Origin of the sequence: Cellulomonas hominis (assembly GCF_005239125.1) — a bacterium.
In the GTDB taxonomy this organism is placed as follows: Bacteria; Actinomycetota; Actinomycetes; order Actinomycetales; family Cellulomonadaceae; genus Cellulomonas; species Cellulomonas hominis_A.
Map to the genome: position 1 here is coordinate 1 of NZ_SZYE01000091.1, position 15,393 is coordinate 15,393.

The 15,393-nt window shown below is 76.2% G+C and carries 10 protein-coding genes; 6 read left to right on the forward strand and 4 right to left on the reverse strand.

What is annotated here, in order from left to right; genetic code table 11:
* The coding region (locus FA014_RS11840) for a DUF2264 domain-containing protein (RefSeq protein ID WP_195969266.1) at nucleotides 1-1,721 on the reverse strand (1,721 nt) is incomplete at its 3' end.
* A gap of 177 nt (nucleotides 1,722-1,898) precedes the next feature.
* Between FA014_RS11840 and FA014_RS11845 the strand changes: the two genes are divergently transcribed.
* The 4 genes from FA014_RS11845 (at nucleotide 1,899) to FA014_RS11860 (ending at nucleotide 7,088) form a co-directional block, all read left to right on the forward strand.
* A complete protein-coding gene (locus tag FA014_RS11845) occupies nucleotides 1,899-3,839 on the forward strand; it encodes a heparinase II/III domain-containing protein (protein WP_154729882.1) in 1,941 nt (646 codons plus the stop codon).
* Nucleotides 3,836-4,996: a substrate-binding domain-containing protein gene (locus FA014_RS11850; RefSeq protein ID WP_154729883.1), complete on the forward strand. Its 1,161-nt coding sequence runs from the start codon at nucleotides 3,836-3,838 to the stop codon at nucleotides 4,994-4,996. The genes FA014_RS11845 and FA014_RS11850 overlap by 4 nt, the downstream gene beginning before the upstream one ends.
* A gap of 94 nt (nucleotides 4,997-5,090) precedes the next feature.
* A complete protein-coding gene (locus FA014_RS11855; protein WP_154729884.1) occupies nucleotides 5,091-6,272 on the forward strand; it encodes a substrate-binding domain-containing protein in 1,182 nt (393 codons plus the stop codon).
* 177 nt (nucleotides 6,273-6,449) lie between these two features.
* The gene (locus FA014_RS11860) at nucleotides 6,450-7,088 is read left to right on the forward strand and encodes a hypothetical protein (RefSeq protein WP_154729885.1); all 639 of its coding nucleotides are present in this window, start codon (nucleotides 6,450-6,452) and stop codon (nucleotides 7,086-7,088) included.
* Nucleotides 7,089-7,139: 51 nt separating this feature from the next.
* On the opposite strand, the gene FA014_RS11865 is transcribed toward FA014_RS11860, so the two are convergent.
* Nucleotides 7,140-8,420, reverse strand: coding sequence for a low temperature requirement protein A (locus FA014_RS11865; RefSeq protein WP_230323098.1), 1,281 nt, complete (start codon nucleotides 8,418-8,420; stop codon nucleotides 7,140-7,142).
* Nucleotides 8,421-8,617: 197 nt separating this feature from the next.
* Between FA014_RS11865 and FA014_RS11870 the strand changes: the two genes are divergently transcribed.
* A complete protein-coding gene (locus tag FA014_RS11870; RefSeq protein ID WP_154729886.1) occupies nucleotides 8,618-9,610 on the forward strand; it encodes a LacI family DNA-binding transcriptional regulator in 993 nt (330 codons plus the stop codon).
* A 443-nt stretch (nucleotides 9,611-10,053) separates the two neighbouring features.
* On the opposite strand, the gene FA014_RS11880 is transcribed toward FA014_RS11870, so the two are convergent.
* Nucleotides 10,054-13,026, reverse strand: a complete 2,973-nt coding sequence (locus tag FA014_RS11880; RefSeq protein WP_154729888.1) for a glycoside hydrolase family 2 TIM barrel-domain containing protein — start codon at nucleotides 13,024-13,026, stop codon at nucleotides 10,054-10,056.
* A gap of 179 nt (nucleotides 13,027-13,205) precedes the next feature.
* Here FA014_RS11880 and arfA point away from each other — a divergent pair, with 179 nt between their 5' ends.
* Complete coding sequence (gene arfA / locus FA014_RS11885; protein WP_154729889.1) at nucleotides 13,206-14,729, forward strand: arabinosylfuranosidase ArfA; 1,524 nt, start codon at nucleotides 13,206-13,208, stop codon at nucleotides 14,727-14,729.
* Between the two features lie 98 nt (nucleotides 14,730-14,827).
* On the opposite strand, the gene FA014_RS20000 is transcribed toward arfA, so the two are convergent.
* Nucleotides 14,828-14,980 (reverse strand): hypothetical protein, encoded by a 153-nt coding sequence (locus FA014_RS20000; protein ID WP_168216978.1) that lies wholly within the window; start codon nucleotides 14,978-14,980, stop codon nucleotides 14,828-14,830.
* Between the last annotated feature and the right edge of the window lie 413 nt (nucleotides 14,981-15,393).

Here is a 15,393-nt window from a genome sequence, read left to right on the forward strand (position 1 = left end):
CCCGCGCGGGCGACGGCGGCGGTCCGACCGCCGGGCGCGGGGGCGGGATCGGCCGGGTCGGCCGCGTGCGCGACGTCGGCACCCGCCACGGCCCAGCCGCCGACCCGCAGGCGCGCTCCGGCGACCGCCTCCTCGACCCGCACCAACCGGAGCTCCCACGGCCCGCGGACCAGCGACGCCACGAGCAGCGTCCCCGCCGGGGTCGCCTCCCCGGCCAGACCGGAGCCGTGCCGCACCTGGTGCACGGCGGGCGCGAGCCAGTGCGCCGAGACGCGCGAGGCGGCGACGCCGACCGGCGCCGGCCCCGCGCCGACCGCGGTGGCCAGCGTCCGGAAGCCGGTGCGGTGGCTGGCGCGCCCCGCGGCGTCGACGAGCGCCACCGAGCCCTCCAGCGGGTCGGTCCAGGCCGTGTCGTCCAGCAGCGGAGCGGTCGCCGTGGAGTAGCCGATCCGGGCGTACAGCGGCGAGTCCCCCGCCGTGCTGCCCTCGTCGGCGTGGTCGGTGCCGTGGTTCAGCACGCGGACGACCCCGTCGGCCCGGGTGCCGGCGACGACCCAGCCGGGCGCGCGGACGGCGCGGAGCGTGTCCCCGGACTCGACCGGCAGCGGCTCCTCAGTCGCGGTCCACACCGGGTGGTCGGCGGGCAGCGCGACGCCGAGCAGCCCCTTGCTCGCCCAGTACGGCGAGCCCGGGCCCGAGTACGACTGCGCGAGTCGCGGCCAGGCGTCGTGCCAGCCGAGGGTCAGCAGGCCGCGGTCGTCGGGGGCGCCGGCGTCGACGAAGTGGCGGACCACGCCGGACGCGGCCCGGCGCAGCAGCCCGGGCCGCACCGACGGGACCTCCGCCATCGCGCCCACCCAGAACGGGGCGGCAGCGGCGAACCGGTAGACCAGGCTGCGACCCTGGAGCAGCGGGGAGCCGTCGGCCCCCACCAGGTGCACGGCGTCGGTGAGGTATCGGTCGAGCGCCGCGACGTCGGCGCGGCGGGCGTCGGCGGACCGCAGGTCGGTGGCGCCGGCCATCCGGGCCCACAGCACCGGGTACAGGTGCAGCGCCCAGCCGACGTAGTGGTCGAAGGACCGCTCGGCGCCGTCCGCCAGCCAGCCGTCGGCGCGGGCGAAGGTGTCGTGCGTCGCGAGGTCCTCGGCGACGTCGTCGGCCGACCAGGGGCCGCCGACCGACCGCAGGAAGGTCTGCACGACGGTGCGGAACCACACCCAGTTGATGCGCGGGTACGTCGGGTCGCCGACGGCCGGCGCGAGGTAGTCCACGACGCGCTCCTGCACCGCCGGGTCCAGGCGGTCCCAGATCCACGGGCGGGTCAGGTCGAGGATCAGCGCGATGGACGCGGCCTCGACCTTCGCCTGCGGGTGCTCGTCCAGTCGGACCCAGCGGTCCGCGGCTCGCGGGTCCGTGCCGGACGCGAGGCCCTCGGCGTACCACTCGGCGAGGTTCGCCGGATCGGCCCCGCGCTCCCCGGCCAGCCGGAACCCGGCCAGCAGGAACGTGCGGGCGAAGCCCTCCAGGCCGTCGACGTCGCGGCCGTAGCCGCCCGGCGCACCCGGCGGGGTGATGCGGGCGTGGCCCGGCGACGCATACGGGCGGGCGCCGTCGAGCAGCCGGTCCGCGAGCGCCAGCCAGGTGTCCCGGGTCCACCCGGTGCGGGGCGACAGCCGGTCGGACCGGGCGTCGGGCCGGGCGGTGGCGGGCGTGGTGGTCACGGTGTCTTCTCCGTCGAAGCGCGTGCGTGCGGTCGGTCCCGGACGATCGAACCCTGTGTGGTTCCGGTCACGTTCGATCCGGTGCGGCACGAGTGAACCGGTCACAAACGATCATGTCAAGGTCGTAACCGAACTGATACGATCAGAACAGAACCGATCAGGGCGAAGCAGGGGGCCATGACGATCACCGACGACGCGGCCGCGTTCCGCGGCCCGCTGGCCGCCGCGTGGGGTGCCGCCGCCCAGGCGCGGGCCCTCGCGCAGACCCTGCTGCCACCCGGTTCCGCGCTGCCGGTGCCGTCGGCACGCGACCGCGCCGGCTGGGCCGGCGTCGACGCCCCGACGGTCGACGCCCTGCGGGCCGTGGTGCACGCCGAGACCGGGGACCCGTGGCCCGCGATCTCCGCCGCCTCGTGGGCCCGGCTGCACCGGGACGGCGACCGCGACGCGCACGAGCAGCGGGTGTTCGCCCGGCAGCACCGGCTCACCCGCGCTGCCGCGCTGGCGGCCTGCGACCTCGCGGCCGACGCCGAGCCGGCCGACGTCGCGGCGCTCCTCGACGAGGTCGCCGACGGCGTCCTCCTGCTCTGCGAGCAGAGCTCCTGGTGCTGGCCGGCGCACGACCGCACCGCGTCCGCCCGGGGGTGGGTGCTGCCCGACGCCGCCGCGCCGTTCCTCGACCTCGGCGCCGGGGAGGTCGCCGGCCAGCTCGCCTGGCTCGACCACGTGCTCGGCGCCGCCCTCGACGCCCGGTGGCCCGGCCTGCGCGCCCGGCTGCGGCACGAGGTGGACGCGCGCGTCCTGCGACCGTTCGAGCAGGTGCCCGACTGGCACTGGATCGGGCTCGACGGCGACGTGCACAACTGGAACCCGTGGATCCACGGCAACGTGCTCGCCGCCTCGCTCGCGCTGGTGGACGACTCCGACCGGCGCGCCCGGCTGGTGGCGCGGGTCGTCGAGGGGCTCGACCGGTACGTCGCGGCGCTGCCCGAGGACGGGGCCGTCGACGAGGGGTACGCGTACTGGTGGAACGGCGCGGGGCGCGCACTGGAGGCGCTCGACGTCCTCCGGCACGCCACCGGCGGCCTGCTCGACGCCGGCACCGTCCCGGCCCTGCGCCGCACCGTCGCCTTCCCGCACCGGATGCACCTCGGCGGCCCCTGGTACCTCAACGTGGCCGACGGCCAGGCGCGGCCGTCGACCAGCCCGCCGTGGGCGGTGCTGCACCGGGCGGCGCGCGCCGTCGGGGACGACGACGCCCTCGCGCACGCGGCGGCGCACCGGGTCCCGGGTGCACCGGTCGCGGACGCGGCCCACGGCTTCGGGCCGCTGCTGCGCGCGCTGACCGACCCCACGTGGGTCGCCGCCCGGCCCGGGCCCGACCCGCTCCCCCGCGACGTCTGGCTGCCGTCGGTGCAGGTGCTGCTCGCCCGGGGCGCCGCGGGGTCGGCCCGCGGGCTGACGCTCGCGATCAAGGGCGGGCACGACGACGAGCACCACAACCACAACGACGTCGGCTCGTTCGTCGTCGCGCTCGGTGGCGTGCCGGTCGCCGTCGACGCGGGCCGGCCCACCTACACCCGGCAGACGTTCTCCCCCGACCGGTACGCCATCTGGACCATGCAGTCGGCCTGGCACAACGTGCCGGAGGTGGCGGGCGTCGCCCAGCCCGCGCTCGCCACCGCGGCGGCGCGGGACGTGCGCGCGGACGTCGGGGACGACACCACCGCGCTGCACCTGGACCTGGCCGCCGCCTACCCCGGCTCCGGGGTCGACCGCTGGGACCGGACAGCCCGGCTGTCCCGGACCACGGGGGTGGTGACGGTGCGGGACGCCTGGCGGGGCGAGACCGTGCCGGCCGAGTCGTCCCGGGTCCGCGTCCTGCTCGCGGGGACCGTCGAGCCCGATGACGGCGGGCTGGTGGTGCGGGCGCTCGACGACGCCGGCACCGTGCGGGTGCGCTGGTCCGGGGACGTCGCGGACGTCCTGGTGGAGCGCCGCGCGCTCGACGACCCGATGCTCGCCGACGTGTGGGGCGCCGCCCTCACCCGGCTCACCCTGACCCTCGCCGCGGCCGCCTCCGGCGCCGTCGAGGTCACGTTCGAGGAGGTCCCGTGACGACCGAGACCACCGGGCCGCTCGCGGTCGACCGGCGCGCGCAGGTGCTCGACCTGCTGCAGCGCACCGGCTCCGCGCGCGTCTCCGACCTCACCGAGGCGCTCGGCGTGACGGCCGTGACCGTGCGCCGGGACATCGCGCACCTGGCCGAGGCCGGCCTGGTGCGGCGGGTGCACGGCGGTGTCACGCTGCTGGGCGCGGCGGAACCGGTCACCTCCGGCGAGGAGGGCGGCGGCGAGCGCGCCGCGCCGCGACCGCACGGGCCCGTGGACCCGGAGCGGGCCGCGGCCGGGACGCCGGTCGCGGCCGGCGGACCCGGCGCCGTCGGCATGCTCGTCCCGTCGCTCGACTACTACTGGCCCGGGGTCGCGCGCGGCGTCGAGGCGGCGGCCCGCACCCGCGGGCTGGGCATCGTCCTGCGCGGCAGCTCCTACGAGAGCGACGACGACCGCCCCCAGCTCGAGCGGCTCGTGCAGCAGGTGGGCGCGGGCGGTCTGGTCGCCGCGCCGCGGACCGACATCCCGACAGCCGCCGCGACGCTCGCCTGGCTGGCGGGCACCGGGATCCCGACCGTCCTCGCGGAGCGGTCGGCCGCGACCGGGCCGCAGCACGCCGCGTTCGACTCGGTCCTCAGCGACCACGCCGAGGGCGCGGAGGCCGCCGTCCGGCACCTCGTCGACCTCGGGCACACCCGGGTCGGCCTGGTCGTCAGCGGGCACAGCCCCACCGGCCCCCACCTCCGGCGCGGCTGGCTGGAGGCGACCGCCGGCCTCACCCGCACTCTGGACGTCGCGACCCCCGACCCCGGCCGACCGGGCTGGGACGAGGCGGTCGCGCACGTCGTCGACGCCTGCCTCAGCACCCGCACGACCGCCCTCCTGGTGCACGCCGACGCGACCGCCGTCGCACTCGTGCAGGCGCTGGAGCAGCACGGCGTCGAGGTGCCGCGCCGGCTGTCCGTCGTGGCCTACGACGACGAGGTCGCCGGCCTGTTCAGCCCCGCGCTCACGGCGGTGCGCCCGCACCGGCACGCACTCGGCCGCGCGGCCGTCGAGCTGCTCGCCGCGCGGATCGCCGAACCCGGGCGGCCGACCCACCGCGTGCTCATCACGCCGTCCCTGCGGGTGCGGGAGTCGACCGCCCCGCCGGCGCCCTGACCCCTCGGCGCGCACGCCCGTCCCTCCCCTGAGCAGCAGGCCCGCGGCGCTAAGGTCGGTCCGGGCCGAGCGGCCCCGGACAGGAGACGACGCCGTGGCGGACGGGACCAGCAGGCACCTCGGCGCGAGCCGGCGTGCGCAGGTGCTCGACGCCCTCCGGCGCCGGGGAACCGTCCGGGTCTCCGACCTCGCCGTCGAGCTCGACGTCACCCCGGTCACCGTGCGGCGCGACATCGCGCGCCTCGTCTCCGAGGGCGTGGCGCGCCGGGTGCACGGCGGGGCGACGCTGGTGCCGGGCGGGCCGGGTGCCGGGTCGGCGGGCGGCGGCCCGGCGGGCGGCGACCCGGCAGGAGTCCCGGGACCGGCTGCCGCGACCGTGCCGAACCGGGGGACGACGCCCGACGCCGAGGTGGCGCCGCGCGCCGGGACCCTCGGCATGCTCGTCCCGTCGCTCGACTACTACTGGCCCGAGGTCGCGCGCGGTGCCGAGGACCGAGCCGCGGAGAGCGGGCTGCGCGTGCGGCTGCGCGGCTCGTCGTACGACAGCGAGGACGAGCGCCCCCAGCTCGAGCGGCTGCTGTCCGCGGGCGACGGGGCCCGGGCGCTGCTGGTCGCGCCGGCGCTCGACAGCCCGCACGCCGCCGACGTCCTCGACTGGCTCGACGGCCTCTGCCTGCCCGTCGTCCTCGTCGAGCGCACCGCACGCGCCCGCGACGGCCACGGCGCGCTGGAGTCCGTCGTCACCGACCACGGGCTCGGCGCGGAGACGGCGGTGCAGCACCTGGCGGCGCTGGGGCACCGCCGGGTCGGCGTCGCGCTGAGCAGCCACAGCCCGCACGCCGCCGACCTGCGCGCCGGCTGGGCCCGCGCCGTCGCGGAGCTGGGTCTCGCCCCGGACGCGGTCGACGTCGACCTCCCCGACCGGCGCGCCGCGGACTGGCAGGACAGCGTCGAGCACGTCGTCGAGTCGGCGCTGCGCACCGGGACGACCGCCCTGCTCGTGCACTCCGACCCCGAGGCGATGGGCATCGTGCAGCACTGCGAGGAGCGCGGCATCCCCGTGCCCGGCGCCCTGTCCGTCGTGGCCTACGACGACGAGGTCGCGGCGCTGTTCAGCCCGGCGCTCACGGCGGTGCGGCCGCCGCGGGCGTTCGTCGGGCGGGCGGCCGTGGACCTGGCCGTCGCGCGCCTCGCCGACCCCGGCCGACCCGTGCACCGGGTGGTCGTGAGCCCGAGCCTGGTGGTGCGCGACTCGACGGCGGCACCCGCGTCCTGACCGGTCGGCGGCGCTCCCCGACGGGGCCGTCGGCGGCGACGCAGGGCCGTGACCAGCACCGACCCGGCTTGCACCCTCCCCAGGTCTCGATACGTTCGAGGTGAGGGACGTGCGCAAGCACCCCTCGCGGCTACCACCGATCGAGCAGCGGTCGGGCCGACCCGCTGGAGGACCACCGTGATCACGACCCCCACCCGCCGCCGCACCCGCACCCCCCGCGCGTTCGCGCTCGCCCTCGCGGCCGGCGCCCTCGTCGTCGGGACGTCGGCGTGCACCGGCGGCACCGCGGAGGCCGAGGACACCACGCCCGCGCCGGAGCCCGCCACGACGGCCGACGACCCGGCGAGCGACGCCGCCGGTGACGACGCCACCGCGTCGGCGCCCGCGACCGACGACCCGCTCGCGGGCACCCGGCAGGTCGACATCCAGACCTACGGCGGCGAGTGGGTCACCACGACCGTCGAGGGCGGCGTCACCACCGTCACCGACCCGGCCGAGGCCGGCGGCGTCCCGACGACGTGGGTGTTCGAGCCGAACGGCGCGACGTTCCAGGTCCGGACCACGGCCACCACCGACGGGCAGCCGTCCTGCCTCAGCCTGCCCGGCGACGACGTCATCACCGTGGCGCCGTGCGACCCCGCCGCGCCCGACCAGCAGCTCGACGTCGCGGCCCTGGACCAGCCGAACCAGGTGAACATCTCGTCCACCGCGGGCGTCGTGGTGGCGGACCAGGAGGGCGGGCTCGCGCTCGACCCGGACCCGTCGAGCCCGGCGAGCGTGTTCACGCTCGTGGACCGGGGCGCGGTCGAGGGGTGATCCGCTGACTCGCGCGGACGCGGCCGGGGCGTCGACGCCCCGGCCGCGCGCTCAGGGCCGCGCGGCCTCGCCGACGGCCGGGTCCGCGGCTGGGTGCGCGGGCCCGACACGCCCCGCCCACGCGTGCCCGACGACGGTCACCCACGGCGTCGCCGCGAGCACCAGCAGGCACCACACCAGCGCCACCCCGGCGGCAGCCAGCGCCACGCTCGCCAGCAGCACCACCGCCGACACCCCGACGAGCACCACGTGGAACCGGTCGTGCGCCCGGCTGAGCGCCGCGAACAGCGCGTAGAACGTCCCGACGTAGACGGCGACGGGCACGGCGACCGTGAGGACCGTCCCCACGGCGGACAGCGTGCTCTCGTCCTGCAGGAAGAACGCCGCCGCGTGCAGCCCGCCGCCGATCGCGATGATCGACCCGAACAGCACGATGTGCCCGTACCCCCAGGAGAACGACCGCCGCCGGCGGGCGGCCAGCAGCTCCCCGCTGGGCATGACGTCGTACGCCCACCACAGCCCGAACGTCAGCGCGACGCCCGCCAGCCCGAGCAGCGCGGTCTCGACCGTCCAGCCCGACTCCTCGATGATCGCCGCCAGCGCGAACGTCGTGCCGGTCAGCCCCTCGCCCACGGCGATGATGACGACGAGCCCGTACCGCTCGGCGATGTGGTGCGGGTGCCAGGGGGTACCGCCGTGCACGCGCTCGGCGACGACCGGCCCCACGAGCTCCAGCAGCACCAGCGGGACGACGAAGGCGAACGTCGTCGTGGTCGGCAGGTCGAGCAGCGCGAGCGTCACCCACCCCGCCTGGGCGGCGAGGAGGGTCGTGATGAACACGGCGACGCTCGGCCGGCGGGCCGGGTCGGCGAGGGCGGCGCGGCTCCACTGCAGCACCATCGGCACCCGCATGACGACGTACCCGAGAACGAGCACCCGGTTGTCCAGGTGCTCCCCCGCGGCCAGCGACTCGAACATCGGCGGGACGCCCAGCGCCAGGATCAGCACGCCGACCATCTGCACCATCGTGGTGAGCCGGAACAGCCAGTCGTCGGTGTCGTAGGCCGACGCGAACCAGGTGAAGTTGATCCACGCCCAGGACACGGCGAACGTCGCGAAGGCGAACCCGACGATCGCCGGGCCGACGTGGCCGTCCGCGACGAGCTCGGCCAGCTGCTCCGCGGTCCGTCCGAAGGCGATGACGAACGTGAGGTCGAACAGCAGCTCGAGCGGGGTGGCGGCGCGGCGCTCCTCGCGCGGGTCGCGGCCGGTCATCCGGATGCGCAGCGGGGCGACGCGGGACGACGTCAGGGGTGCGGTGGGCCTCGTCACGCCTGGGATCGTGCCACGGCACCGGCCGGCAGACAGATCCCCGGCCCGGCCGTGCGCACGGGCGGCTGTCAGGTCCGTCGCCGAACAGTCTCGGGCCGCGCACGGACCTCCTGTTCACCGTCGTGGTTCGACGCTGAACGCCTACGCCTCCGCGCGGGTACGATCGGCCCGCCTGATCCGGCGACGAGGGGACCCCGATGGCACGCGTCCGGCTCGCCGACGTCGCCGAGCGCGTCGGCGTCAGCACCAAGACGGTGTCCAACGTCGTCAACGGCACCGGCTGGGTCAGCGCCCCGGTGCGCGAGCGGATCCTCGCGACCATCGCCGAGCTCGGCTACCGCCCCAACCTCGCCGCCCGCCAGCTGCGCAGCGGCCGGAGCGGGCTCATCGCCCTGTGCGTACCGACCCTGCGCGAGCCGTACTTCGCCGAGTTCGCCTCCGAGTTCGTCTCCGCCGCCGAGGCCCGTGGAGCGACGGTGCTGGTCACCCAGTCGAAGGGCACCCGCGAGGTCGAGCTGTCCATGCTCGAGTCCGAGGACCTGCCCGCGATCGACGGCCTGGTGTTCAGCCCGCTGCGGCTCACCCGGGACGACATGGCGGCGCGCCGGAGCACCGTCCCGCTCGTGCTCATAGGCGAGCACGGCGAGCGCTTGGCGTCGGACGCCGTCCCGCACGTCGGACCGGACAACGCCGCTGCGGCCGAGGCGGCGACGCGGCACCTGATCGGGCAGGGCCGGACCCGGATCGCGGCGGTCGGGTTCCAGCCCGGCGACGGGGGCTCGACCGGCCACGTGCGGTTCGAGGGCTATCGACGCGCGCTCGCCGCCGCGGGGATCCCGCTGGACCCAGCCCTGCTGGTCGAGGTCGACGCGTACAACCGCGCCGGGGGGTCCGCGGCCGTCGAGCGACTGCTGGCGGACGGCGTCGACTTCGACGGGGTGTTCTGCTTCAACGACTCGCTGGCGTTCGGGGCGCTCTACACGCTCGGCGTGCACCGGATCCCGGTCCCGGAGCAGGTCGCGGTCGTCGGGTACGACAACATCGAGGAGGGCGGGTTCCTCGTCCCGCCGCTGACGACGATCGACCCGGGCCTGGCGACGTCGACCGGCCTGATCCTGGACCTGCTGATCGGCGACCGGCAGGGCGAGGGCGGCCACATCAGCACCCCGTTCAGCCTCGTCGAGCGCTGACCCCGGGAGCGCCCCGCCCGGTCATCACACCGATGCCGCCGTGAACTCGGCCGTCGACGTGCGCGGCGAGTGGGATCGTGGACGCACCCCGGAATCCGAAGGGACGACCAGGATGCGCATCCGTGCACGCTCAGCACGCGACGACCCGACCCCCGTCGAGCTGCCCGACGGTCGCCGGATCGTGCTCGACCGCCCGTTCGGGGCCTACAGCATCGCCGAGCTGGCCGAGCTGGGGATCGTCCCGTCGCTCGGCGACGGCGGCTCCGCCTGGCTGGTCCCGAGCACAGGGCACCGATGGAGACGCGCACTCCGACCCCGGCGGCCCTGAGTCGCCGGTGCCCGAACGTGGCGCACTCCTGAACTCCGAGCAGGCAGAAGGTGCCGCCTTCCGTGCCCCGGAAGGCGACGTCTTCTGCCCACTCGGCGCTCGGGCCACCGCCGGGTCAGCCCACGGTGAGACGCAGGGTCAGCTCCGCCGGGGCCGGGCGGAGGGTCGCGTTCGGGAGCACGCCCGGGCCGCACGCGGCCGAGCCGAGGCCGTGCTGCGCGGCGTCGAGGTGCACGTGCAGCAGCCCGTCCGGGGTGAGCTCGTGCGGGTGCGCCGCCAGGTCCAGCGCGCGGTCGGACCACGGCCGCAGCGACAGCTCGACGCCGGCGCGCGGGACCCCGCCGTAGACGGTCGGCCCCGCGTCCAGCACCAGTGAGGACCCGTCCGCGAACGCCAGCGCCGCGTGCGTGACGCCCCGGCGCGCGCCGTTCTCCTGCGGGTGCGTGTACCGGGTCTGCAGGTCCCGGACGGTGTGCGACCAGGCGCCACCCACCGCGGCCTTCGCGGAGTCGGCGTACGACTCGTCCGGTCCGAGCCCCAGCCAGGACACCGCGACGTCCTCCGCGGCCGGCTCCTCCAGCGTCAGCAGCAGGCCGAGCCGCGCGATCGACCCGTCCCACCGGCCGTCGGGCACGATCCGCACCCGCAGGTCCACGGACCCGTGCGAGCCCGACGACCACACGTACGTCGTGCGGAACCCGTTCCGGGTCCGCGGGCCGGCGGTGCGCGCCTCGACCACCAGCGCGCCGTCGGCGTCGAGCGCGGCCGCCACCTTGCGCTCGGCGAGCAGGTGCAGGCCGTGCTCCGTCCAGCGCGACTCGTCCGACGGCTCGACCCACATCGCCTCCCGCCGGTCGTTGTCGGTCGGCGCGCGCCAGGCGTCGACCCGCAGCCCGGCGACCCGGCGGCCGTGCAGCGCGACGAGGTTGCCGACCTCGTCGAACCGCGCGGGCCCGACGACGTACGAGCCGTCCGCCTCCTGCCGCGCGCCGCCGGCGGCGACGTCCGCGAGCGCCACCGCCGGCACGACGGCGACCTGCCCGGTCGCGACGACCCACGGCCCGCGCTCGAACCAGGAGGCGTCGAGGTCGTCGGCGGCGTGCTGGACCGCACGGAGCGTCCAGAACGTCGGCGTGTGGTCGGCCGCGGGCAGCGGCAGGTCGGCCGGCGGCGCGACCCGGACGGACGCACCGGGCGCCAGCACCCCGAGGTCCAGCGTCCCCGTCCCCAGCACGTCGGCCCCGTGCGACAGCGTCCACTCGAACGCCAGGTGCGCGGTGTCCCGGAACGCGTACCGGTTCCGCACCAGCAGCGCGCCCCCGCCGTCGACGACGTCCAGCCGCACCGGCGCGAACACCGCGGCCACCTCCCGCAGCGACGGCGACGGCGTCCGGTCCGGCAGGACCAGCCCGTCCGCGACGAACGTGCCGTCGTGGAACAGCTCCCCGAAGTCGCCGCCGTACGCCGCGAACTCGTGGCCGTCGGCGTCGCGCCGGGTCAGGCCGTGGTCGATCCACTCCCAGATGAACCCGCCCATGAGCCGCGGGTACCGGTCGAACAGGTCGTCGTAGTCGGACAGCCCGCCGGGGCCGTTGCCCATGGCGTGCGCGTACTCGCACTGCACGAACGGCATCAGCCGCCGGCGGGCGTCGGCCTCGGGACGGGCGAGCTGCGGCTCGACCCCCCTGCCGATCAGCTCGGTGTGCTCGGTGCTGGCGTACATCCGGGAGTACACGTCGACGTGGTCGGACGACCAGTCGCCCTCGTAGTGGATCGGCCGGGTCGGGTCGAGCGCCCGGACCGCGCGGGCCATCGCCCCGATGTTGCAGCCGCCGCCCGCCTCGTTGCCGAACGACCACAGGACGATGCTCGGGTGGTGGGCGTCGCGGCGGACCATGCGGGTCACGCGGTCGACGAGCACGTCCTCCCACGCCGGGTCGTCCACCGGGTTGCCGGGCCAGCGGCCGTCCTCCTGCTGGAACCCGTGCGTCTCCAGGTCGTTCTCGTCGACGACGTACAGGCCGTGCCGGTCGCACAGGTCGAGGAAGTGCGGGTGCGGCGGGTAGTGGCTGGTCCGCACGGCGTTGACGTGGTGCCGCTTCATCAGCAGCACGTCGGCCTCCATCAGCTCCGGCGACACCGACCGGCCGCGCAGCGGGTCGAACTCGTGCCGGTTGACCCCGCGCAGCGTGACCGGGGCGCCGTTGACCAGGAAGACCCCGTCCTCGACGGCGATCGTGCGGAAGCCGGCGTGCAGGGTCAGGCGCTCACCGGGCGCGGCGACGACGACCTCGTAGAGCCGGGGCCGCTCGGCGCTCCACGGGTCGACCGCCGCCGACGCCGTCTCCCCCGGCGCCAGGTCGAGGCCGAGCTCCGGGACGGTGACGCGGGTGCCGGGGGCGGCGTCCTCGACGTCGACGCGCAGGGTGCCGGCGCCGGTGGTGTGGTCGTAGCCGGCCGTGATCCCGACGTGGCGGAGCCCGGCGGCGGGGCGGTGCTCCAGCGTCACGCTGCGGAAGATGCCCGACAGCCACCACTGGTCCTGGTCCTCGACGTAGGAGTACGCCGACCACTGGGTGACCCGCACGGCCAGCAGGTTCTGCCCGGGCCGGAGCGCGTCGGTCACGTCGATCTCGGTCGGCAGCCGGGAGCCGTGCGAGGTCGCGAGGACCGCGCCGTTCACGGCGACCTCGAACCACGAGTCGACGCCCTCGAACCGCAGGTAGGTGCGGCCGTCCGCCGGCCAGTCCTCCGGGAGCTCGATCGTGCGGCGGTACTCGCCGGTGGGGTTCTCGTCCGGCACGAACGGCGGGTCGATCGGGAACGGGAACAGCGCGTTGCTGTACGCGGGCGTGCCGTACGGCCAGGCGTCCGGCGCCTGCGCCAGCTGCCAGTGCCCGGGCACCGCGAGGGTGTCCCAGCCGTCGCCGGGGTCGCGGGGGTCGGCGCCGGTGCGCGCCGTCGGGTGCAGGCGGAACCGCCAGGGGCCGTCCAGGCTCACGGTGCGCGCGTCGGACGCCCCGGCCGGCGGCCGGAACCGCGCGGGGACGACGCCGGTGGGCGGGCGGACGGTGACGTGGTCGGTCACGGGCACTCCTCGTCGGGTGTGGGTCGCGGGACGGCGACCCGCCTCCGCAGTGTGCCCGCGGCGGGCGTCGTCGCGCCGTCCCGGTCACCCGACGGAACCGGGCTAGTTCAACGATGGACTATAGTCGTCGGTGCCGCCGTAGTTCAACGCTGAACGCACCTCGACGAAGGGTCTTCCCCATGCACTCCGCCACCGTCGTCATCGACCCCGCCTTCACGGTCGCCCCGGTCCGCCGCCGCACCTTCGGGACGTTCGTCGAGCACCTGGGCCGGTGCGTCTACACGGGCATCTTCGAGCCCGGCCACCCCACCGCCGACGCCGACGGGTTCCGCGGCGACGTGCTCGCGCTCGCCCGCGAGATGGGCGTCTCGACCGTCCGCTACCCCGGCGGCAACTTCGTGTCGGGCTACAACTGGGAGGACGGGGTCGGCCCGGTCGAGGACCGCCCGGAGCGCCTCGACCTGGCCTGGCACTCGACCGAGACCAACGCGTTCGGCCTGCACGAGTTCATGGCCTGGACGAAGGCCGCCGGCGTCGAGCCGATGATGGCCGTCAACCTCGGCACCCGCGGGCTGCCCGAGGCGCTCGACCTGCTGGAGTACGCCAACCAGCGCCGCGGCTCCGCCCGTGCCGAGCAGCGCCGCGCCAACGGCGCCGACGAGCCGTTCGGCATCTCGTTCTGGTGCCTCGGCAACGAGATGGACGGCCCGTGGCAGCTGGGCCACAAGACCGCCCGCGAGTACGGCCGCCTGGCCGCCGAGACCGGCCGCGGCATGCGGCAGATGTTCCCCGACCTGACGCTGGTCGCCTGCGGGTCGTCGGGCTCCGGCATGCCGACCTTCGGCACCTGGGAGCGCGAGGTGCTCGAGGAGTGCTACGACCAGGTCGACCTCATCTCGGCGCACGCGTACTACCACGAGCAGGACGGCGACCTCGGCTCGTTCCTCGCGTCCGCGCAGGACATGGACCACTTCGTGGCGACCGTCGCGGCGACGGCGGACGCGGTGGGCGCGGCCCGCAAGACGGCCAAGCGGATCAACATCTCGTTCGACGAGTGGAACGTCTGGTACCACGAGAACGAGGACGCGCTCCCCAAGGGCGAGGACTGGCCGGTCGCGCCGCGGCTCGAGGAGGACGTCTACACGGTCGCCGACGCGGTGGTCGTCGGGAACCTGCTCATCTCGCTGCTGCGGAACTCGGACCGGGTGCACTCGGCGAGCCAGGCGCAGCTGGTGAACGCGCTCGCGCCGATCATGACCGAGCCCGGCGGCCCGGCGTGGCGGCAGACGACGTTCCACCCGTTCGCGCTGACCTCGAAGTACGCGCGGGGCGAGGTGCTGCGGGTGTCCGTGGACGCACCGACGTACGCCAACGCGCGGTTCGGCGAGTCCGCCCTGGTGGACGCCGTGGCGACGTACGACGCGGAGTCCGGGGACGTGGCGGTGTTCGCGGTCAACCGGGCGGTCGACGCGCCGACCACGCTGCGGGTCGACCTGCGGGGCGTCGGGGCGGTCGAGGTCGTCGAGGCGCTGACCTACGCGCACGACGACGTGCACTGGCGCGCGACGAAGGAGGACGCGGAGACGGTGCTGCCGCGCGCGAACGCGAGCGCCGCGGTCGGGTCGGACGGCGTGCTGACGGTCGAGCTGCCGGCGGTGTCCTGGTCGGTCCTGCGCCTGCGCGGCACGGGCGCCGGCGCCTGAGGCGCGCGCCGCTCGCCGAGTGAGCGTCAGACGCGTCGAGTGTGCATCCGGTGGATGCACACTCGACGCGTCGCATGCACGCTCGGTGAATGCCGGGCTCAGGCGCGGCCCGCGGCGCCGCCCCGCTTCGTGACCCGGCCCAGCAGCTCCTTGGCCTTGCGCTGGTTCTCGGGCTTCGACATCTCCCGGATCGCGACCTGCGCCGCCTTGGCCACGACCGCGCTCTTCAGCAGCTTGCCGACGTATCCCATGTCGTGCCTCCGATCGTTCGAGGGGAGCGGCGAACGTAACCCGGCCGGCCGGGGAGCGCCCGTCGGCCGCCCGGCAACCCCGCGAGCGCACGGCGCGTTCCGTCCTCCGACGCAGCGTTGCGTCCAAAGGCGCAACCTCCCGGTCCCGCCTCACGCCCGATGTGCCGCGCCGGCCCGCTCACGAGGCTGGAGGTGCAGGCCAGGGGTGCCGCCACCGGGATCGCCCGGACACCGCCCGGCCGCGAGGAGGCCGCCGTGCGCACCATCCACCGCGCGACCGCACCCGACCGGGACGCCGACCCGTCCGCCGCGCGCCGACCGCGGACCGACCGGCGCGCACCCCGCGCGATCGCCGCGGTCGCGCTGCTCGCCGGGCTCGCCGCCTGCGCACCCGCCGCGGCGACGCCGACGCC